Source organism: Polaribacter sp. Hel1_33_96, from assembly GCF_002846595.1.
In the GTDB taxonomy this organism is placed as follows: Bacteria; Bacteroidota; Bacteroidia; order Flavobacteriales; family Flavobacteriaceae; genus Polaribacter.
The window spans coordinates 2673650-2696426 of sequence record NZ_PJMV01000001.1; the positions used below are offsets into that span (position 1 = coordinate 2673650).

The following is a 22777-nucleotide window of genomic DNA, read 5'->3' on the forward strand; positions in this document are numbered from 1 at the left end:
GAGTATTATTTTAATCAACAAATTTTAAAATCAATTCATTGAAAATATGAATCCACTTTTACAAGACTTTACTACCGCTCCTTTTTCCAAAATTTCTAATAGCCATTTTCAACCGGCTATTAAAAAAGCAATAGAAATTGCAAAAGCAGAAATTGATGAAATTATAAATAATTCTGAAAAACCAAGTTTTGAAAATACAACAGTTACTTTAGATTTTACAGGTGAAAAATTAAATAGAATTACCAGTATTTTTTTTAACCTAAACTCTGCAGAAACAAATGATGAAATTCAGAAAATTGCACAAGAAGTATCTCCTCGGTTAACAGCGTTTGGAAATGACATTACTTTAAATGAAGATTTATTTAAAAGAGTAAAAGCTGTTTTTGATCAAAAAGAAACTTTAGGTTTAACTGCAGAACAAGCAATGCTTCTGGATAAGCAATATAAAAGTTTTGCAAGAAATGGTGCTAATTTAAATGAGTTTGACAAAAATAAACTTCGTAAAATTGATGCACAACTTTCTACTTTTTCTCTAAAATTTGGAGAAAATGTATTGGCAGAAACCAATACTTTTGAAATGCATTTAACAAACGAAAAAGATCTATCTGGCCTGCCCGAAAGCGCAAAAGAAGCAGCGAAAGAAATGGCTAAATCTAAAGAAAAAGAAGGTTGGATTTTTACGCTAGACTACCCAAGCTATATTCCTTTTTTAACCTATGCAGACAATAGAGAATTACGCAAAAAAATGGCAATCGCTGCAGGTAAAAAAGCTTTTCAAAAAAATGAATTTAATAATGAAGCAATAGTTTTAGAAATTGTAAACCTTCGATATCAAAGAGCAAATTTACTGGGCTATAAAACACATGCTCATTTTGTTTTGGAAGAAAGAATGGCCGAAACACCAGAAAAAGTAATTGAGTTTTCGAACAACTTACTAGAAAAAGCGAAACCTGCAGCCCTAAAAGAGTTTAAAAATTTAGAAAATTACGCTAAAAAATTAGACGGAATTGACCAACTCCAAAAATGGGATGGCGCTTATTATTCAGAAAAATTAAAGAAAGAGTTGTTTGATTTAGATCAAGAGTTACTAAAACCTTATTTTGAATTAGAAAATGTAATTGGTGGTGTTTTCACAATTGCAAGTAAGTTGTATGACCTAAAATTTGAAGAAGTTTTTAATATAGACACCTATCATAAAGATGTAAAAACGTATAATGTAACGGATACAAATGGAAACTTTGTTGCTGTCTTTTATGCAGATTTTCATCCAAGAAAAGGGAAAAGAAACGGTGCATGGATGACATCCTATAAATCACAACAAATTAAAAACGGAATCAACGAACGCCCACAAATTTCTATTGTTTGTAATTTCACAAAACCAACGGAAACAAAACCCTCTTTGTTAACTTTTAACGAAGTCACAACCTTGTTTCATGAGTTTGGCCATGCATTGCATGGTATGTTAGCAAACACAACATACAATAGCTTATCTGGAACATCTGTCTCTTGGGATTTTGTAGAATTACCAAGTCAAATTTTAGAAAATTGGTGTTTTGAAAAAGAAGCTTTAGCATTATTTGCAAAACATTTCGAGACCGGTGAAGTTATCCCTATGAAATATGTAGCAAAAATCAAAGAATCTGCAAGCTTTCATGAAGGAATGCAAACTTTACGTCAATTAAGTTTTGGACTTTTAGACATGCAGTGGCATGGTCAAAATCCATCAGAAATAACATCAGTAAAAGAGTTTGAAAATGAAGCTTTTACAGATACAAAATTATATCCGGATGTTATAGAAAACTGCATGAGTACAGCTTTTTCTCATATTTTTCAGGGAGGTTATTCTGCCGGATATTATTCTTATAAATGGGCAGAAGTTTTAGATGCAGATGCTTTTGAATATTTTTTAGAAAAAGGAATTTTCCACAAAGAAGTCGCAACAAAATTTAAAGACAACGTACTTTCTAAAGGCGGAACAGAAAAGCCAATGGAATTATATAAACGCTTTAGAGGTAAAGAACCTAAACCTAATGCACTTTTAAAAAGAGCTGGGTTGTTGTAGTATTCAGTTTTCAGTTGCAGTTTTCAGTTATTAGCTCACCGAAGACTGCAACTGCCAAGTGAAGACTGTATTACTGAGGACTGTTTTTAGCTTCAATCCATTTACCCATATATTTTGTAGCTTGTAAAGTTTGATGTTAAAAATAAAGATGAGTTATTGGAAAAAGTAAACCAATAATTTCAATTATTAATTATTTTTATAATTTGTTTGCTGGTTTTATTAGATAATTTAATAAAATAAACGCCTTTTTGAAATTTACTAAGATCAATTTTGAAATCGGTAGTAATATATTTGAATCTCTTTATTTCTCTTCCATTAATATCAAAAATGCCACAGAGAAAGGATTCAGAATAAGAATTTAAATGTTTTACTTCAATAATTCCTCTTGTTGGATTTGGGAAAATTGTAAAAAGATTTTTAGTTTGTAATTTTAAGTTTAAAGTTCCATTATCAAGAGTATTTGGATCACAATCATTATCTATCCCATCATTTAATACCTCTGTATTTCCTGGGTATGCCAAAGGTTCATTATCGTCACAATCAGTATCAGAAAAAGCACCATCATTATCTTTATCAACATTAATAATTTCAATAATCCATTCTTCAAAAATAGATTCATCTTCAGACAGAACATTCAGAGTTTTAATTGATGAATAATCAAGAGAATTATTACCTGAAACAATCTGATTTGTATCTTCAAATAATTTAGCACCATCACTTATAACAAAATTAGAATTTAAATTTCCAATATTATCAGCGACAAAAACATTACTTTCAATAGTAATTTTATTTGTGCTAAAATCTTTGTTGATATTAGTACCTTCAAAATTGTAATCTAATATTTTTGCTTCTTTACTTAGGACAGGACTTGCTAAACTATAGGCTTGAAACACATTTCCATAATGTTGATTTATGGCAAAATTTAAAGTTTTAGGTAAATCTATAATTTCGTCTGTATTAGAATTGTAAATTTTAAAATTAACAGTTTCATTAGTTGAATTGGAAAAAATAACTAAATATGCTAAATATCGATCTGTACTAGATACATAAATTAAATTTGTTGTTCCTCTCAATTCTCCATCTACAAAGGCAGCTACTTTATCTTCTGTACTCGATAAAGTAGTGCCATTTATATTTAGAAATGCTACTGTAGTCATTGTATATTGAAACTGATTTTCATTAACCTGCCAATTTGGAGATTGGCTAAATAAATTCAATTTCAAAAGGAATAGTACTACAATAAAAAACAATTTCCTTTTCATTAATCTTTAATTATTTTTTTAATAATTGTTTCGTTATTACTTATATAATGGAGGAGGTAAACTCCATTACTAATTTCAGGGTTTACTGTTAAGGAGTTATTCCCTTTGTTTATTTTGAATTCTTTTTCAAAAACTTGTTGACCGGTAATTGAGAATAAAATAATTCTAGAAGTTTCATCTTTGTCTGCATTTACTTTAATTGAAAGTTCATTCTTAAATGGGTTAGGTGAAACACTAAAATTAAATTTGTGCTCTCTTAAATCTATTGGCTCTTTAAATGTTCCTAAAAGCGTATTTCTATTAAAACTAAACTTTTTAGTTGAAGGTTTTAAAGTATTTTCATTTTTAAGGTAAAACTCTAAATCATCTATATTTTCTCCATAAATAGTAATAAAAGATAGTAGTTTACCACCATACAGTTTTGTTTTTGACTGTCCTCTTATTTCATTTTTGGAATTTAAAACTAATAACTCATCATATTCTTTTGGTAATAAAACTATAGCATTCATAGAATTAGAATACTTTGAAAATTCCTGTGAAATATTTTCTTGAGAATTACCTTTTAAAGATGTTTTTGCATAAGAAATTGGATAATTAAAATTTTGCTCAATAGCAGATTCTAACATATAACCTTTTCCATCTTCTAAATAATGTAAAGAACCAATCCAACCATTATTCTGATCATAAATTGCAAATAAATTTTGAGATTTAATTACATCATTTGTAGTTGCCTGATAGTTAGCCAATGCATCATTTAAAAGTACATTAGATGGTAAGGTAAATGGCAGCCAATTCCAATCTTTAACAATAGGGAATGACCAATTGTTAATGTTTACTATAGATCCTTTAATTTTTAAAGATTGTTCATTCGATAAATAAATCTTATACATGTTGTCTGCACTTATACCTCCAGAATTAGAGATCGTTCCATCCCATCCAAAATTTTCTGTATAGGTCTCTGATTTAACAGGAGCAGTAGAAACCATTCTATCATTAGTAGCTAATGCCATGTTTTTCGTTAACTCGTTTAAGTTAATGAAATTATCATCATTTACATTAAAAGATACCCAAGTCCAACCCTCATTAAAAGATATTTCTTGTTCTATAGAACTAGTATTTTCAAAAAGTTTAGGGTTTACTAAATTACCCATAACATCGTTAAGCTGATAAGGTATTGTTAGAATATTATCTATAGTAGATTCTAATACTTTTCCTTGCGAAGCATCCCAAATTTTAAATGTTAAATTTTCTGTTTCACTCCCATCAGTGTCATCAACTTTCCCTGCATTACTATAAATGGTTAGGTAAACATAATACTGCTTGTAAGAATCGTCATATTGTAAATTAGCTACACCACGTACTTCATCATTATAAAATACGCCAATTCTATCATATTGGTCAGCAGAGAAAATACCATCTACTTTAATTCTACCAATAATATTACTACTAGATGTAAAATTATTAGGATTTACTGCCCAATCAGGTTCTTGTTCTAAAACTCTTAAATTTAGTGGTAACGTTTGATTATGTCCAAAATCTGTTTCTAGATATAAGATTTCATTATAAACATTAGCTCCTAACTCTTTATCTATAGTTGCAGTTATAATCCTTTTGCTATCTGGAGATATTATACCAGAGCTAACATCTAAATGTAGCCAATTAGGACTGTTTAATATAGAAAACTGTTCTGTAGTTCCTCCATTATTTACTAATGTAATTTCGAAGGTTTTATCTTCGTCTTTATATTTAATAATATCTACTACATGAATATGATCTTCTACAAACCAATCTACTTCATTTTTTTGCACATAAGCAGTCCATGTTATGGGAGATTCTTGTCTGTTATAAGCGCTATCGAACATTCTGTGAACAGTAATGTCTAAAACTTGTCCTTCTAAAACAGCCCAATCTGAAACTGCTGGTTCTATTATTAATTCATCTCCATTTATTACATGGTTAACACCAAACTTTGTTAACTTTCTTGCTGGTTTTATGGCAGGAACATCATCACTATAATTTGCATCTCCAGTATTAAATATTGAATTATTTGGGATGTTATCATTTCCAGTAGAAGTATGCCAATATCTAGGGCCATTCCCTGTAGAAGGTTTAGGTTCATTAAATCTTAAGTATAACATTAAACCTAAACTTTGGTTATCTACTTCATTAAAACGATCTCTACTAATTTGTTCTATGGTTCTAGCTGAATTCCAAAGTCTAAATTCATCTATTTTACCAGAAAAAACTCTATCTATGGTTTCTAAACCAACTGCATCTTTATGACCTCTTGCTCCTAACCAAGCTTTAGTTTCAGAAAAACCATTAATCTCATTTACAGCATTACTTGATACTTGTTCAGCATCTATAAATGTATTTAAAGCACCTTTTCTGTTTAAAACTAATGCTATATGATGCCATTTATTATCTACAATACTTTCTGAAGTTATCGGATAAGATTGTTCTTCGCTTTCAAAACTTAACAAACCATTGTTATTTATATTAATAGCCCATTTTTCTGAAAAGCCATTAGTGTTTTTTGGGTCTGTATCATTACCTCTTCCATTAGAGAAAATAGTCGCATCTTGGGATGCACCAGTTTTTAACCAAAAAGAAATGGTTGCATCCATGTTTTCTGTAAGGATAACTTTAGAGAGTTGGTCTAATTCTAAATATTGTCTATTAGAAAATTCATAAGAAGTTCCTTTTGGTTTTATATCCCAATTAGTATTTACGATACCATGTTTAAAGAAAGCCAAATCGTTTGCTAACTCTCCTCTTCCTTCATTCATTGGGTAATAGCCTAATAAATCACTTTCATTACCTATGTATTTAGTAGATAAATTTGCTATGGCATCATCTATACTTATAAATTTACTCCAAATTCTTAAGTCATGAATATTTCCAATAAAATTACTTCCACCAATTTTAAGTGTTTTGTTATTTGTAAAAGAAGTATTTGCTTCTCCGTTAATTAATTTTAAAACAGTACTATCTTCATATAGATATAATGTACCAGTTTCACTTTCATAAGAAATTGTATAATGATGAAATGAATTGTCATTATTTATTACTTCTGATATAGTATTGCTCCCAATAGTTGCAGTTAGGTTACCATTTTGTATACTAATATTTAAGCCATCTTCTTGATTAAAGATTGTTGCAGAAGAGGCAGTAGTTTGATTTAGCATCCAAAATTCTAATGAAAAATCTCCATTTACAATTCTTGGTTTTTCTATAGTAACATTATTATTGATTCCATTAAAGTATAGAGAAACACTATTATCTATAGGTTCTTGGTTGGTTACTCCTAAAATTTCAATTTTACTTATACTTGGATTATAAGTTATATTTTCATTAAAACGCACTCTTAAATCTTCTCCAACACCAAGAATACCATCTATAGGCAATGGCGTTCCAAATTTTTCAGGTGCATTTAAATCTACAGTTCCTTTAATAATTTCTGAGATTGTTTGTGTTCCATCTGGTCCTCCACCTGTACAATAACTTATGGCTCTAATTTCGTATTCTCCATTTGATAGGTTTTTATCAGCGATATTAAAAGGAAATAATAAATCACTACTATTAATGAGAGAAATTTGTGATGCGATTAATCCATTAACTATAGCTTCATCATAAAGAGTTTGCGAAGCGTAATAGGTTTGCAAAAGGTTCCAGTTTGGTGAAGTTGCCAATCTATATTGTAACTCAATTTTTTGAAAGCTATTAAAAGATGCATTAAAGCTATTTAAATTAATATTTAATGGTTTTGTTGTGCCATCAGAATTAAAAGCAGTGCTTCTATTATAAACCCAATTATCTGCTGGTAAATCTACAACTACATCTGTACATGTAGGTACAAAAGAAGCATTAACAATAACATCCGCGCTTACATCTTCTCCATCACACAAAGATTCTAAAATTACCCTAATTCCTTGATAATCATATTTGTCTGATCTTAATTTGCCAATAGTTAATAAGAAATCTACTGTTTTACCATAAGGTACATTAACAATTGTGCCATTAGCTTCTATATTTGTTGTTATCTCATTGTTAGTGGTATTATTATCTACTTTTAAAACAAAAGTGGCATCACTGCCTGATGCACTATTATTTCCTAATCTTAAAGTGTACTCTCCATTTTTATCTTCAGGTATATTAACAACATCTGCATCTAAAACTTCTAATAATGGTACCTCAACTCTTTGTGTTCCAAACGAAAGTACTGCATTATCAGTTGACTCTAAATTATCTAATGACTCAAAATTCTCTACTAGGCTTTTGTAATTGTCTTTAATTACTTTCTGAAATATTTTTATTTCTTTATCAATTAAATCTAAATTTGCTTTATCAGTATTATATTCTTCCTGGTCTGAATAAAGAGTATGATTAATTTTATAATTTATTCTTTTGAATTCAGCTTTTTTATTTTCTAAACTTGATTGAGCAGGATGTATTACTGAAAAATAATTTTTAAATTTTTGTTTTGTTAATAGTTTAGATACTTCACCACCTTCATATGGACAAGATGTCCTCCCACCTTGAGTTATAAAAATGGGACCAAAATCTCCAAATACATTTATAATATCCAAACTTAATAAGTTGGCTTTATCATTATCTTTTATAGTATAACTAAAAATTGTTGTTTTTTGTTCTTCTTCAGATAATGTAGTATTAATATCTTGTTGAAAAAATCCAGAAGTATTAGTGTTTAAACCAAATTTATTAAAACTCTTACCTATTCTTGCAGCTACACTTTCATCAATAGTAATATTGTATTCTACGTTGTTATCGAGAATAGTTGTTGTTTCTATACTTCTAGTTATTTCACCTACACCAGCATCAAAAGAAACATTTTCTTCATAATATTGATCTAATAATTCAGCAATTTTTTTTGAATTATCTAATTTACTATTAAGATTTATTTCTCCTAAAGGATCGTCACTACTATCAATTATGTCTTTAAGATCTTTATTAAATGTATTTGTTATATATTTTAAAATCTCTTTCTTTTTAGCTTTTAAACTTGGAGTAACAGCAATGAATTTATCTAATTCGTTTTTTAAAATAATTTCACGCCAAAGTCTTATTTGTTGTTTATATTCATCTACTGTTAACCAGCCATCTTCACCTTCTGTTATTTCAGAGTCTACCGCATTTATTGCAGCTATAAAAGATATATATTGAGGTATTAAATCGTTTAAAATATACCTTTGAGAATATACAAAAAAGGTATCTGAAGGGTCAGGGGACATTGCAAAATCTGATTTTAGATTTAAATACACTTTTTCTCCAAAACTATTGGTAAGTTCAACGTTGTTAGCGACATCACCGACAATTGCTTTAGTAAGTGTTAATTTGTTAAAAGAACTATAAAATAAGTTCACTGAATTACCAATATATAAATCTGCATCTGCACCTACCCAGTCTGGGTCATCACTTGTAGATATGGTTTGATTAAAGGTATACGTTTTTGTAACACTATTTCCATTAGTAGATTTATAATTAAGACTCGTACTTAAATCAAGTCCATCTTCTACTTCTATTTTATCTATTGGACCTGGAGCAACTCCTTTAGAAATATTCATTTCTACTCCAAAATCAAACTCTAAGGTTTCTGAACCTCCTTCGCTATCTGCGAATGAGGCTGAAGTATTAAAACTTATACTTTGTCCCTTTTCAATAGACGCAAAACTATTTGATCCTGGTGGGTCTCTTAAAATAATGTCAGGAATATCTGGGGCATTAGTTGTAAAAGTTTTAGTGCCATCAGAAGCTCCTCCTATAATTATACCTTTATTTTTAAAATCTCCAACTGGGTTATAAAATTCACCATCCAACTTAAACTTAAGACTTATTGGTTTTAAAAATTCTGAATTTGCAGCAAATGATGGAACCCCAGCATTAAAAGAATATTTAGAAAAACTTGAGTTTTTATCAGAAGTAAGTCTCTCAGTTCCTTCAAGTGCTAATTCATTGTTAATAACCAATTCACCATCTATAACAGGAACAATATCATCTGTTGGTATTGTATTATCATAATTTGTATATTTTTCAAATGTCTGTAAATAAATACTATAACCCTCCTTATTTTTCTGATCGTATATTGGGTATGCAAATCCATCTGTGCTAAAACTTTCTCCATTTATAGTTACATTATTTTCAGATTCTTGATTAATTACATTTAGAACAGGAGTAGCTCTATAGTTAAAAGATTGTTTGTAATGATAAGGATTACCTTCTGTTTTTTCTATGTTTTCTGACTCATATGTAGGTGTTATTTTATCCGGTATTTTTGAGAAATCTAACTCTATTGCTGAAGTTGAACCTATAGGAAGTGATGGTTGAGTAATTATAGTTATATCTTCTTTTTTATACTTGTAAATTATTGGTAAAATTGCGATTCTAAACTCCCCTGTTTCTTTATTTGTTTTAAAAGTGAATTGGGTTTCTGGTTGAACTTTATCATGGTCTGGATAATTAAATACAACTTTAGCTTGGCCAATATTATTTATAGAACTAATGATTTCATCAACTTCTTTACCTTCTGTATCAATATAGGTTTTCTTAAAAACACCCCCTATTTCATTGTTATCTTCATCTAATGTAGCATCTAATCCAAAACCAATTTCTTTTTCAGCTTGCACTGCACCTCCAACAATTCGTCCAACAACAGTTACTCTAGTTTTGTCAACAAAGGTTACAATATCTTCTCTGTTTTCAAAAAACTCTTCAAAATTATCTTTTGGGTCACTTGAGGTTTTTGGATATCTACCATCAAATTCAAATTCATGACCATTTTTTTTAACAGTAATATAATGGTTACCTATGGGTACATTTATTGTAAACTTCCCTTCAGTATCAGTTATAACAGGAAAATTATTTGAGTCTAAAACTATTTCACCATCTATGTAAATATTTGCACCTTCAATAGTAATTTTTGCATACTCCTCTAAAGTATCATCTGTTTTACTATTTAAATCTTCACCAGGATTTAACCAATGTTGTCCTTTAGCATATGGTACTCCATTAAGATCTTGGTAGGCATTATAACCATCTTCAGTTATTCCAGCACCACTTGCTACAGGGTCAGCAAAAGGTTGGAATACACCCCTAGAATCATACAGCACCTGTCCTTTAAATTGAAAAGAAGATTTATCTATAAAATTAACATCATTTACTACTGTAGAGCCTTGTCCTAAATAAACCAATTTTTGGCCCGGTTCAAATTGATGCAAACCAATAGAGGGAGTAATCTTAAAAGATTCTCCAGTACCAGAATATGGAATAGCAGAAATTTCATAATTACCATTTTCATCAGTAACACCTAAAACTCCCAGTTGGTAGGGTCCACTAACATCATTATTAATTTTAGAAGTACTAGCAGTATTGTTTACGCCTTCTAACCAAGTAATTTCGTGTTTATTATAAATTCCTATGGTACGAAATTCTGCATGGTTTTTATTGTAGTTAAATCCATCTCTAGAATTATCATATATATGTATACCAAGGCCTTCATTAATTCCTAGATAGCTGATTAATCTTTTGTCATTTCCACTGATATATCTTTTAAAATCTGTTCTTATTTCGTTTTCAGATAATTCAGAATTCCAAATTCTTATTTCATCAAAAATAGCTTTAGTTGTTCCACCAATTTTTATATCATTCCAAGAACCTTCATGAGTAGTTGACAAATCTATAATTTTATTAAAAATTTGAAAGTTAATATCTTTATAAGGGTTTATTTTTTTATCATTTTCTGTAATTTCAAGTTCTTGTATTTTTTCTATATAAGTTTGATTAATTTCTCTTCCGTTTATAAATAATTTAGGTTTTTCATTATCATTTAATACCACTGAAAAATGAGTGAAAACATCGAAAAAAGAATCTATAGGTAGCATTATATCATCTCCTCTATTATTTGTATTCCCAGTTGGAAAAAAATTTCGTAGAATAAACTGTGAGTTACCTACTTCAAAGACCAAACCACCAAAATTTGGTTGATCTACTCTTACAGTAATATCAATGTTTTTATTTGTGTCATTTAAATTAAAAAGCCTAATTGGTGCTGGGTTATTTGGTCGTTCAAAAGGTTTTACCCAAGTTTGCAAAGTAGCAACTTTATCAATGGGTTTGTTTATTCTTTTAATATCTATAAATGAGTTATAATTAATTAATAAAGAGTTTCCAGAACTTTCGTTATTAGTATTTGTAGTTGCAGAAACAGTTACATCTGGTACACCACTACCCCCATCAAAACTAACATTACCTGTTACAATTGCTGTTGGGCTTCTAAACCCAATACCTGTAATGTATTTTTGTAAATAGTCATTACCATCTAATCCATCAGCTTCAACTTTGTATTCGTAAAGTACACCTCCATCAACATATAAATCTTCATAACTGTTTTCATCTTTAGAGACATTACTTTGAAAAATCCAATTTTCAGAATTATCAATGGTATATTTTCTTCTGTAAATTTTTAACAGTTTAATGTCATCATAATTATTTTTTAGCTCCCAAGAAATCAAAACTTTATCACCAAAAAAACCTTTCGAAATATCAAAGGAAGCATTTTCTTCACTAAAAGTATCATAAATGTATAGTATATCCCAAGGGAACCTAAAAATTGCATTATAAGTTGGGGTTGTATTATTTTGATCCACAATTCCTCGTTGAAATATTACACCTACTTGTAATTGAATAGTTGCTGAATTTCCATTAATTGTAAGAACTTTAATATCTTCAGGGTCAGGAGAACGCTGGGATGTAGTTACAATTTGTGCCCCATCACTTACTTGGGCTAATAAGTTTAATGCCATAAGGCAGAAACTTATGGTTATAATTATTTTTTTCATATTATAACCTGTTATAATTTAATAATATAATTTACACCAAAACTACTTGGTCTAACTTCAGAGTTGTCAGTGTTAGTAATTCCATTAACACTACCAGACATATTATGCTTATGATTAGTATTGTCGCCTAATACAGCTTCATTAGAATGTCTTCTTGGAAACCCTTCTGGATCACCATCAGTTTCACCATTGTAATTTACAACATCTCTCCATGATGAAGACACAGGAACTTGTTTGCTCCAGTTTGATAAAGCGTGATTCCAATCTACACTCAAATCATCGGAATGTTCATGGTTCTTTGTTCTAGTAGATTGGTTTTGATATCCTTTTACACCAATAGCATCTACATTTGATTCTGAAGATGTACCTGAACCTTTTAAAAATCTACCTTTTAAATTAGGTGTATTTGTATCCCCTAATAAAGCTCTTAATTTCTCAGTGGCAGTATTAGTAGGTATGCTAGCTCCATCACATAATAACCATCCTTCAGGTACAGAGTTTTCATCACCAATAAAAGGCATAATAGCACCAGTAGGCACTCCATTATTTGCAGAAATGGCATAAGGTACATGCATTAGTTGAGATTCTTGAATAATATTGGAATCTTCTTTATTTGTAATACGTAACCAAACTTTTTGGTTGGCAAAAACAGCATTATTCTCAAAAGTTGGGTCTATTATAGTAGAAAAAACTCCAAAATTATCTGTAACTACTTGTTTAGAAACTACAGAAAAAGTTGCATTTTCTGCTCCAGCATCAGTTTTACTAAAAAATTCAAAATCTAATGTAATATTTTGATTTTTATATGAAGAATTGTTTGCATCTCTTGCAATACCCTGCACAGCAATGCCAGTTGCTGTAAAAGAGGCTTGTGCAAAAAAGTTTAATGTAATAAAAAGTAATATTAAAGAAAGGAATGCTTTTTTCATGGTTGAGTGATTAGTTTCTAATTAAAATAATATGTCAAAGGTTAAAAATTATATTGAATTTCAAAGAATAATTAGGGGTGATTTTTCTAATCCTTTTTCATAGATACTGCATTTCTAGATGTTTATGAAAATAAAATTGTTATAAACCTAAGATTCCCAGTAATTTATGCTAATATTTTAGAAAAAAAACATGAAAAAGATTCAACTAAAAGCTAGTTGTCATAGTAATTTTACACTAAAACTGTTTTTTTTAAAACCTTTTAGAAAAAGATAACTTTTGCAACAACCTCTATGATATAAAAAGATTACGATCTTAAAGCAGTACTAATAAAAAGTGATGATTTTACACAAACGTTTTAGAGGCCATAAACCAAAACCAGATGCGTTATTAAAAAGAACAGGGTTAATATAGTTTGCATTCTTCAGTAGGCAGTTCTCAGTCAGCAAGACACTGTCCACTGAAAACTGCCTACTGCTTACTATTTTTAGCTTCAATCCATTTACTCATATATTTTGTAGCTTGAAGCGTGTGATGTTGCAACAAACTTCCCATGAAATTATGAGTTCTATGAGTTTCCAAATTATCTTGAATTTCTTCTATTTGGTTGATAAAAGGAGCACTTAACTTTTCTTTATCGTAAATTTGATTGATGATTTCAATTCCATTTTGCTGAGATTGCTTCCATATTTTTTCATCAGAAAATAACTGAATTGCTTTTTTCGAAAATTCATAATAATCATCATTTATAAATCCATTCCAAGATAAATTGTTACACATACCTTCTGCACCAATTGTTGTGGTTACACTTGGCGTTCCACAAATCATTGCTTCCGTAAGTTTTCCTTTTATTCCTGCTCCAAAACGTAACGGAGCTAAAACAACTTTTGCATTACCAACAACCTCTTTTGCATCTTCTGCAAAACCTTTTATAATAAACCCATCTTTTTTATTATGCAATTCTTGAATTTGTTGAGTTATATACGCACCATAAATATGAACTTGAGCTTCTGGGAGGCTCTCCTTAATTTCATTCCAAATTTCATTTTTGATAGTTAATACCGCATCAACATTTGGTTTATGGAAAAAATTACCAATAAAAATAAAATGCTCTCTTTCTTCAAAAGGTACCCAATTTTTAATTTGATGTGTATCAATCTTATCTAGTAAAAATGGTAAATAACAGAGAATTTTTTCATCAACCTTAAAAATAGATTTTAATAAATCCATTTCAAACATTGAAATGATTAAAGATACATCACATCTTAATATGGATGCAATCTCTCTTTTAGTATCCTCTGATTTCAACAACGCTTCCGTTGTAAATTCTTGTCCTTTTTTTAATTGTTGCTGTCTTGTTTTTCGCAAAAAATGCAAATCTTCAGTATCTAAAATTCGCAATGCATTTGGACAATTTTCTGCAACTCGCCAGCCAAATTGTTCTTCCATCATAAAACGATCGAATAATACAATAGTTGGTTGTAAATCTTTTATAAAATCATCAAAAGAAGTATTATTTAATTCAATAGAAACTTCATCAATTCCTAAAGAACCTAAACTTGCTGCCTTCTCACTCTTTTGGGCTGGAGAAGCAAAAGTTACTTTCCAGTTTTGTTTTAAAAACTGCTCAATAAGTTGCAGCATTCTACTTCCTGCAGCAGAAGAATTGGGTTCTACCCAAACATATCCAATAATTAAAACCTGCTGCAAAATCGATTACTTAGTATTCATTTGTCGCTTGTAATCTGCTTGTACTTTTTTACCCCAAGTAACTACTGCATCAACTTGCTCTTGTGACAAATTAGCTTCCGAATGCGTCCAAGTATAAGAATTTAAAGGCATTTCTCCTTCTGCAACCTCTTCATACAACTCATCCATTTTATGCTCTTTCTTTTTTAAAGAATATTCGTTCCATTTAGAAAAGTTCAAATGCTTTTTACCATCTTTAACATGGCTTGCTAGCCAATAATTTACAGGCGTAATATTATTGTACCAAGGATATGCTGTTTTACTTGAATGACAGTCGTAACAAGTAGTTTCAAAAATATTTTTTACATTTTCTGGCGGATTTGTTTCTGCAATAAAACTATCTACAGAAGCCAAATCTCCTTCATTTTTTTCAGGTCTAAAAAACTGAGCAATAATGAAAACGAATAACAAAAAGTAACCTAATTTTTTAAGTATTTTCATCGGATAAATTTTAAGATGTATAAGATAGTAAAACTACTAAATTCTCACTTTATTTTGTGAAAATATCCGTATTTTTGTCAACTATTATTGAAAACCAAACCGTAAGGTCAAAGATTACACAAAATAAACGCACTCATGAAATACGATATTATTGTAATTGGTTCTGGTCCTGGAGGATACATTTCTGCAGTTAGAGCATCTCAATTAGGTAAAAAAGTAGCAATTATTGAAAAATATTCAACTTTAGGTGGTACATGTTTAAATGTAGGTTGTATTCCTTCTAAAGCTTTACTAGATTCTTCACACCATTATTACGATGCTGTTCATCATTTTGAAGAGCATGGTATTTCTGTTCAAAATCCCTCTTTCGATTTTGGCAAAATGGTGGAAAGAAAAGCGAAAGTTGTAGAAACTACAACTGGTGGAATTAAGTATCTAATGGACAAAAATAAGATTGATGTTTATGAAGGTTTAGGTTCTTTCCAAGATGCTACGCATGTAAAGATTTCAAAAAATGATGGCACTTCAGTAATAATTGAAGGAACAAATATCATTATTGCAACAGGTTCAAAACCATCAACTTTACCTTTTATCTCTCTTGACAAAGAACGTATAATTACCTCTACTGAAGCGTTAAAACTGCCGGAAGTACCGAAGCATTTAATTGTTATTGGCGGAGGTGTTATTGGTTTAGAATTAGGTTCTGTATACAAACGTTTGGGAGCAGATGTTACCGTAATTGAATATATGGACAAAATTGTACCAGGAATGGATACAGATGTTTCTAAAGAATTGCAAAAAGTATTTAAAAAACAAGGGATTAAATTTGCGACCAGTCATAAAGTAACCTCTGTAAAAAGAAGCGGAAATACTGTTGTTGTAAAAGCTACTGATAAAAAAGATAGAGAAATTGAATTTTCTGGTGATTATTGTTTGGTTTCTGTAGGAAGAAAAGCATATACAGAAGGTTTAGGTTTAGAAAAAATTGGCGTTGAAGTAAATGAACGTGGTCAAGTTTCTGTAAACGACCATTTGCAAACTAATATTGATTCTATCTATGCAATTGGCGATGTTGTTAAAGGTGCTATGCTGGCGCACAAAGCAGAGGAAGAAGGTGTTGTTGTCGCAGAATATTTAGCGGGTGAGAAACCTCATATTAATTATAATTTAATTCCTGGTATTGTGTACACTTGGCCAGAAGCTGCTGCAGTTGGTAAGACTGAAGACGAATTAAAAGAAGCAAAAATTGATTATAAAGCGGGTAAATTTTCTATGAGAGCTTTAGGAAGGTCTCGTGCAAGTGGAGATATTGATGGTTTTGTTAAAGTTTTAGCTGATAAAAAAACAGATGAAATTTTAGGAGTTCACATGGTTGGCGCACGTGTTGCAGATTTAATTATGGAAGCTGCCGTTGCCATGGAGTTTAGAGCTTCTGCTGAAGATTTAGCAAGAATTTGTCATGGTCACCCAACCTATTCTGAAGCTGTAAAAGAAGCTGCAAAAGCTGCCTGGGATGGAAAACCTTTAAATGCATAAAATATAAATACCAATTAGAAACCTCACTACTTGTGAGGTTTTTTTGTTTCTAAAACTTTCGAGTATTTTTACCAAACATATGCAAAGAACGATTCGTACATTTTCTGCTGACAAACTAGCTAAATTTAAAACAAATTTACTTTCTTGGTCTCAACAATTTGAAACTGCAATTTGGTTAGATTCTAATAATTATAAACAACAGTACTCAAGTTTTGACTGTGTTTTAGCAGTCGAGGAGTTTACCGCGATTAAAACAGATTATCAAAATGCATTTGAGAAATTAAAAGAATATCAAACCCTAACTAAAGATTATATTTTTGGATACATTTCTTATGATGTAAAAAATGATGTTGAACTACTTTCTTCGAATAATTTTGATGGTTTAGATTTTGCGGACTTGTACTTTTTTCAACCACAAAAATTAATTTTCATTAAAGGAAATACTATAGAATTTCACTACCTAAAGATGGTAGATGATGAAATTGAAAATGATTTTGAAACTATAAAAAAGTACCACAAAAATGTAGATACCGACCAAGCTGCTGTTTCCCAAAGTCAAAACACTACCTCTGAAAATTTGGAAAATGACATCAAAATAAAACTCCGAATTCACAAAGATGAATATTACAATAAAGTAAACAAAATTTTAGACCATATTAAAAAAGGAAATATCTATGAAGCCAATTTTTGTCAAGAATTTTATGCGGAAAATAGCACTATAAATCCTTTAGAAGTTTTTAATGATTTAAACAAAATTTCAGAACCTCCATTTGCCGTTTTTTTTAAAATGGACCATCAATATTTATTATCAGCAACTCCAGAAAGATATCTTAGAAAAGAAGGAACAAAAATAATTTCTCAACCGATAAAAGGAACTGCAAAAAGATTAATTAGTGCGTTTGATGATGCACAAATTGCAGTCGATTTGCATAGAGATGAAAAAGAACGTTCAGAAAATGTAATGATTGTAGATTTGGTTAGAAATGATTTGTCTAAATCCGCAAAAAAAGGAACTGTAAAAGTTGAAGAGTTATGTAAAGTATATTCTTTTAAACAAGTGCATCAATTAATTTCTACCGTAGTTTCAGAAATTGAAGAGAAGACGCATCCCATAGACGTCATTAAAGACACGTTCCCTATGGGAAGTATGACAGGAGCTCCAAAAATTTCTGCAATGAAAATAATTGAAGATTTAGAAGAAACAAAACGTGGCTTGTACTCAGGAACGGTTGGTTACTTTACCCCTAATGGGAATTTCGATTTTAATGTTGTTATAAGAAGTATTCTGTACAATGAAGAACAGAAATACATTTCTTATTCTGTTGGTGGCGCAATTACCGCTAAATCTATTCCTGAAAAAGAATATGAAGAGTGCTTATTAAAAGCAAAAGCGATGAAATATGTATTGCTAAACTCCAAGTAAAATTATTAATTTTAAATTCAATTATTCCTTTTAATTCTACTGAACTTATTTCAAGAAAAATAGAAATCTTTTTTAACTATATTTACTCAATGATTATCAACCAAGAAGAAAAATTTCAACTGATTTTTGATAAACTCAAAGAAAAACAAACTGAACAAAGTATGTTTAACAAGTTTCTTGAAATGTATCCTGCAGAATGGAAACAACTTAAAGTAACTTTTTCGAAGTTTAATAGAAGTAAGCAATTTGGAAAAACAATTCCGCTACCAAAACCAGAACAATCTTTAAGAAAAGAAATTAGAGTTTGGTTAAAAAGACACTAATTATGATGCACAAAGAATTCAATTTTCATATTTATCAAACCAATTTTTACGGGCAATATTGGCAAGCAAAAAACACAAAAGCTGTTATCGTTTTGGTGCATGGAATGGGCGAACACTCTGGACGCTATAAACATGTGGCCAAAAAATTAAATGAAAATGATTTTTCTGTTGTCGCTTTCGATCATTTTGGACATGGAAAAACAACTGGAAAGCGTGGTCATAATCCGAGCTTTGAAGCTGTTTTAGAAAGCGTTTCTAAGACCATTGAAAAAGCAAAGGCATTATTTCCTGATGCACCAATTTTCTTATACGGCCACTCGATGGGTGGAAATACTGTTATCAATTATGCCCTCAAAAAAAAGCATGACTTAAAAGGAATTATTGCTACAAGTCCGTTTTTAAAATTGGCTTTTGAACCACCAAAGATTAAACTAGCTGTTGGCAAATTGTTGCAAAAAATTGCGCCATCTATAACCATGGGAAATGAGTTAGATGCTAATGATATTTCTAGAGAAAAAATAGAAGTTGACAAGTATATAAACGACCCTTTAGTGCATGCTAAAATTAGTCCTAACTTCTCTTTAACTTTTATTGACTCCGGAAAATGGGCCATTGAAAACGCAAGTAAACTGGAGACTCCAATATTTTTATTACATGGAACAGGTGATAAAATTATTGATTATAGAGGAACGCAGGAATTTGCGAATAATTCTGATAAAGCAACTCTAAAACTGTATGAAAATGGTTATCATGAATTACAAAACGATTTGTGTAAAGAAGAAATGCTAGAAGATGTTGTAAACTGGCTAAATTCTCAACTTTAATTTCCGTATTTTTGAAGCATAAATGCTGCAAAAATTCAAAGAACATATCCATATAAATTTTCCTTTTTTAAAGGACAAAAAACTATTAATTGCTATTTCTGGTGGTTTAGATTCTGTGGTTTTAGCTCATCTCTTATTTGAGTTAAATTTCACTACTTCTTTAGCACATTGTAATTTTCAACTTCGAGCAAAAGAAAGTGATTTAGACGAGGAATTCGTCAAATTATTTTCACAAAAAACGTCTAATCAGATTTTTACAAAAAAATTTACTACTGAAGAGTTTGCAAAAGAAAAGAAACTTTCGACTCAAATTGCTGCCCGAGAATTACGTTATCATTGGTTTCAAGAATTGATTGCACAACATAATTTTGACTTTGTTTTAACGGCTCATCACGCAGACGATAATTTAGAAACATTTCTCATTAATTTGACAAGAGGATCAGGTCTTGATGGATTTACAGGAATTCCAAAAATTAACGGAAATATTGTTCGTCCGCTTTTAGCTTTTTCTAGAGAAGAAATATTAGCCTACGCAAAAGCCAACAATATTAAATGGAGAGAAGATGCAAGTAACGCTTCAACAAAATATATTAGAAATAAAATTAGACATCAAATTGTTCCTGTTTTAAAAGAAATAAATCCAAATGTACTAGAAACGTTTTCAAAAACATCAGAACATTTACAACAAAGCAAACAAATTATTGAAGATAGAATTGCTAATATTTCAGCAAAAATTATCACATCTGAAAACTCAATTTTAAAAATTGACATTGATAAAATACGTCAACTGTCGAACTCCAAAGCATATTTGTATCAACTGTTAAAAGAGTACAATTTTACGGAGTGGAATGATGTTTACAGCCTACTTTCTGCGCAATCAGGAAAACAGGTTTACTCTAAAACGCATCGACTATTAAAAGACAGAGCGTTTTTAATGTTGAGTAAAATAGATGATGATGAAAATCACAAAGAGATTACAAATCCTATCTCTTTAAGCTTTAATATTGTTCAGCAAATAGCAATAGAAGACAAACAGCACATTTACGTGGATAAAGATTTATTAAAATATCCATTAATAGTAAGAAAATGGCAAAATGGCGACTATTTTTATCCCAGTGGAATGCAAGGGAAAAAGAAGTTGAGTAAATATTTTAAAGACGAGAAGTTTTCTCTTCTTCAAAAAGAAAATACTTGGTTACTTTGCAATGCGAACAATGAAATTATTTGGATCATTAACCATAGACAAGACAGACGCTTATCGGTTAAAAAATCCTCTAAAAACATCTTAAAAATAACCTCAAAATAATGAAGAAATTCATCACCGTTTTTATCCTTTTATCCTCTTTATTTTTAAAAGCACAAACTGCAAACGAGCCAATAAAAATAGAAACGTCTATTCAAAAAATATCAGAAACCGAGTATAACCTTATTTTTACCGCAACACTTTTTAAAGGTTGGTATTTATATTCACAATACAATCCTGATGAAGCTTCTTTACCTTTAGAAATTACAATCCTTGAAGGTGAATCTGGTTATAAACTAGTTGGTAAAGCCGATGAACAAGACACTTTTAAAAAATATTCTGAAACATGGGAAAAAGAAGAAATTGTTTTTAAAGACAAGGCAATTATTACCCAAAGAATTCAACTTACCAATAAAAATATTTCAGAAATAAGACTAAATTTCTTTGGTCAAGTTTGTGAAACTGCTTGTATCAATGTCGATGAAAACTTTACCTTTTCCTTAACCGGAAACATTTCAAAAGAAGAAATTTCAATTGACGAAAAAAGCACAAATCTTACAAAAAAATTAAAGCTTAATTTAAAGAACACATCACTTTTAAAGAATTCTACAGATTCAGGTACAGAAAGTTCAAATGGTTTATTTAGTATCTTTTTATTAGGTTTTGTTGGCGGTTTATTAGCATTGTTAACTCCTTGTGTTTTCCCCATGATTCCTTTAACAGTATCGTTTTTCACTAAACAATCAATAAACAATAAGAAGGGTGTTTTTAATGCGATATTGTACGGGATTTTTATTGTATTTATTTATATTTTATTAAGCCTTCCATTTCATTTTTTAGACAATTTAGATCCAGAAATACTTAACACAATTTCTACCAATGTTTGGTTAAATATTTTCTTTTTTGTGGTGTTAGTATTTTTTGCTTTTTCTTTCTTCGGGTTTTACGAAATTACACTACCAAGTTCTTGGGGAAATAAAATGGATTCTGCTTCTTCTATTGGCGGAATTATTGGAATTTTCTTTATGGCGTTAACTTTGGCAATTGTTTCCTTTTCTTGTACCGGCCCTATTTTAGGTTCTTTATTGGCGAGCTCTTTAACTTCTGATGGAGGAGCAACACAGTTAACGGCTGGTATGACAGGATTTGGATTGGCATTAGCCTTACCTTTTGCTTTATTCGCACTATTCCCAAGTTGGTTAAATTCTTTACCAAAATCTGGTGGATGGTTGAATACCACAAAAGTGGTCTTAGGATTTTTAGAATTGGCTTTGGCATTTAAATTCTTATCCAATGCCGATTTAGTAGCACATTGGGATCTACTGAAGCGAGAAGTTTTTATAGCAATTTGGATTGTGATTTTTGTTGGATTAGCGCTCTATTTATTTGCTAAAATTAAATTTCCTCATGATTCCCCTATCAAAAAATTATCCTTCTCAAGAATATCTTTTGGCATTTTAATAATTTCGTTTATTATTTATATTTCTCCTGGTGTTTTAAAAAATCCTACTTGGAATTTAAGTTTGTTAAGCGGCTTTCCACCTCCACAATTTTATAGTATTTACGAACAAGAGAGCGATTGCCCTTTAGGTTTAAACTGTTATAAAGATTTTGATGAAGGTATAGTTGCTGCTAAAGAAAGTAATAAACCAATTTTGTTAGACTTCACTGGTTGGGCCTGCGTAAACTGTAGAAAAATGGAAGAGAATGTATGGAGTGAACCAGATATTTATGAAATCTTAAAAGATGAATATATATTGATTTCGTTATATGTAGATGATAATGAAAAACAGTTGCCTAAAGAACAGCAATTCGATTATTTGAAGAAAAATGGAAAAGTTAAGAAGATAAAAACTGTTGGTGATAAATGGTCTACTTTTCAGGTAATTAATTTTAAGAATGCATCCCAACCTTATTATGTTCTATTAAGTCCTGATTTAGAAATATTAAATAACACTCAACAATATACGGATAGAGATACATATTATAATTGGCTAAAAGAAGGACTAACAACCTTTTATGAAAAATAATTTTATATTTACCTAAAATAATGATCTAAGAGTTATGCAGACAAAATACTTCTATTTACTTATAATTTTGCTATTTAGCATCACTATGAGTGCGCAACAAAA

The 22777-nt window shown here is 30.1% G+C and carries 12 protein-coding genes; 7 read left to right on the forward strand and 5 right to left on the reverse strand.

Annotation, left to right across the window (positions count from 1 at the left end):
* The first annotated feature begins 46 nt into the window (after positions 1 to 46).
* Positions 47 to 2062, forward strand: coding sequence for a M3 family metallopeptidase (locus tag ATE90_RS11525; protein WP_101451437.1), 2016 nt, complete (start codon positions 47 to 49; stop codon positions 2060 to 2062).
* Positions 2063 to 2241: 179 nt separating this feature from the next.
* Here ATE90_RS11525 and ATE90_RS11530 read toward each other — a convergent pair whose 3' ends face one another.
* From ATE90_RS11530 to ATE90_RS11550, 5 genes are all read right to left on the reverse strand, one after another.
* Positions 2242 to 3279: a T9SS type A sorting domain-containing protein gene (locus ATE90_RS11530; RefSeq protein WP_052107614.1), complete on the reverse strand. Its 1038-nt coding sequence runs from the start codon at positions 3277 to 3279 to the stop codon at positions 2242 to 2244.
* A 44-nt stretch (positions 3280 to 3323) separates the two neighbouring features.
* The gene (locus tag ATE90_RS11535; protein ID WP_180335208.1) at positions 3324 to 12143 is read right to left on the reverse strand and encodes a LamG-like jellyroll fold domain-containing protein; all 8820 of its coding nucleotides are present in this window, start codon (positions 12141 to 12143) and stop codon (positions 3324 to 3326) included.
* 47 nt (positions 12144 to 12190) lie between these two features.
* A complete protein-coding gene (locus ATE90_RS11540; protein ID WP_036788512.1) occupies positions 12191 to 13108 on the reverse strand; it encodes a tail fiber protein in 918 nt (305 codons plus the stop codon).
* A gap of 469 nt (positions 13109 to 13577) precedes the next feature.
* The gene (locus ATE90_RS11545; protein ID WP_441339158.1) at positions 13578 to 14819 is read right to left on the reverse strand and encodes a glycosyltransferase; all 1242 of its coding nucleotides are present in this window, start codon (positions 14817 to 14819) and stop codon (positions 13578 to 13580) included.
* Positions 14820 to 14822: 3 nt separating this feature from the next.
* Entirely contained in the window at positions 14823 to 15296 is a 474-nt protein-coding gene (locus ATE90_RS11550) for a heme-binding domain-containing protein (protein WP_036788505.1), read from the reverse strand.
* 135 nt (positions 15297 to 15431) lie between these two features.
* Between ATE90_RS11550 and lpdA the strand changes: the two genes are divergently transcribed.
* From lpdA to ATE90_RS11580, 6 genes are all read left to right on the forward strand, one after another.
* Positions 15432 to 16832: a dihydrolipoyl dehydrogenase gene (gene lpdA / locus ATE90_RS11555; protein WP_036788503.1), complete on the forward strand. Its 1401-nt coding sequence runs from the start codon at positions 15432 to 15434 to the stop codon at positions 16830 to 16832.
* A gap of 79 nt (positions 16833 to 16911) precedes the next feature.
* On the forward strand, positions 16912 to 18255 hold the full coding sequence (locus tag ATE90_RS11560) for an anthranilate synthase component I family protein (RefSeq protein WP_036788500.1): 1344 nt from the start codon (positions 16912 to 16914) through the stop codon (positions 18253 to 18255).
* 89 nt (positions 18256 to 18344) lie between these two features.
* Complete coding sequence (locus ATE90_RS11565; RefSeq protein ID WP_036788497.1) at positions 18345 to 18578, forward strand: hypothetical protein; 234 nt, start codon at positions 18345 to 18347, stop codon at positions 18576 to 18578.
* A gap of 2 nt (positions 18579 to 18580) precedes the next feature.
* A complete protein-coding gene (locus ATE90_RS11570) occupies positions 18581 to 19402 on the forward strand; it encodes an alpha/beta hydrolase (RefSeq protein ID WP_052107612.1) in 822 nt (273 codons plus the stop codon).
* 22 nt (positions 19403 to 19424) lie between these two features.
* Positions 19425 to 20708, forward strand: a complete 1284-nt coding sequence (tilS, locus tag ATE90_RS11575; protein WP_036788493.1) for a tRNA lysidine(34) synthetase TilS — start codon at positions 19425 to 19427, stop codon at positions 20706 to 20708.
* Positions 20708 to 22675 (forward strand): protein-disulfide reductase DsbD family protein, encoded by a 1968-nt coding sequence (locus ATE90_RS11580; RefSeq protein WP_101451439.1) that lies wholly within the window; start codon positions 20708 to 20710, stop codon positions 22673 to 22675. Before tilS ends, ATE90_RS11580 begins: the two co-directional genes overlap by 1 nt.
* Positions 22676 to 22777: the final 102 nt, after the last annotated feature.

Coding starts and splice junctions, on each gene's coding strand:
- ATE90_RS11525 (WP_101451437.1), top strand. CDS start 47: ATGAATCCACTTTTACAAGACTTTACTACCGCTCCTTTTTCCAAAATT.
- ATE90_RS11535 (WP_180335208.1), bottom strand. CDS start 12,143: ATGGCATTAAACTTATTAGCCCAAGTAAGTGATGGGGCACAAATTGTA.
- ATE90_RS11540 (WP_036788512.1), bottom strand. CDS start 13,108: ATGAAAAAAGCATTCCTTTCTTTAATATTACTTTTTATTACATTAAAC.
- ATE90_RS11550 (WP_036788505.1), bottom strand. CDS start 15,296: ATGAAAATACTTAAAAAATTAGGTTACTTTTTGTTATTCGTTTTCATT.
- lpdA (WP_036788503.1), top strand. CDS start 15,432: ATGAAATACGATATTATTGTAATTGGTTCTGGTCCTGGAGGATACATT.
- ATE90_RS11560 (WP_036788500.1), top strand. CDS start 16,912: ATGCAAAGAACGATTCGTACATTTTCTGCTGACAAACTAGCTAAATTT.
- ATE90_RS11565 (WP_036788497.1), top strand. CDS start 18,345: ATGATTATCAACCAAGAAGAAAAATTTCAACTGATTTTTGATAAACTC.
- ATE90_RS11570 (WP_052107612.1), top strand. CDS start 18,581: ATGATGCACAAAGAATTCAATTTTCATATTTATCAAACCAATTTTTAC.
- tilS (WP_036788493.1), top strand. CDS start 19,425: ATGCTGCAAAAATTCAAAGAACATATCCATATAAATTTTCCTTTTTTA.
- ATE90_RS11580 (WP_101451439.1), top strand. CDS start 20,708: ATGAAGAAATTCATCACCGTTTTTATCCTTTTATCCTCTTTATTTTTA.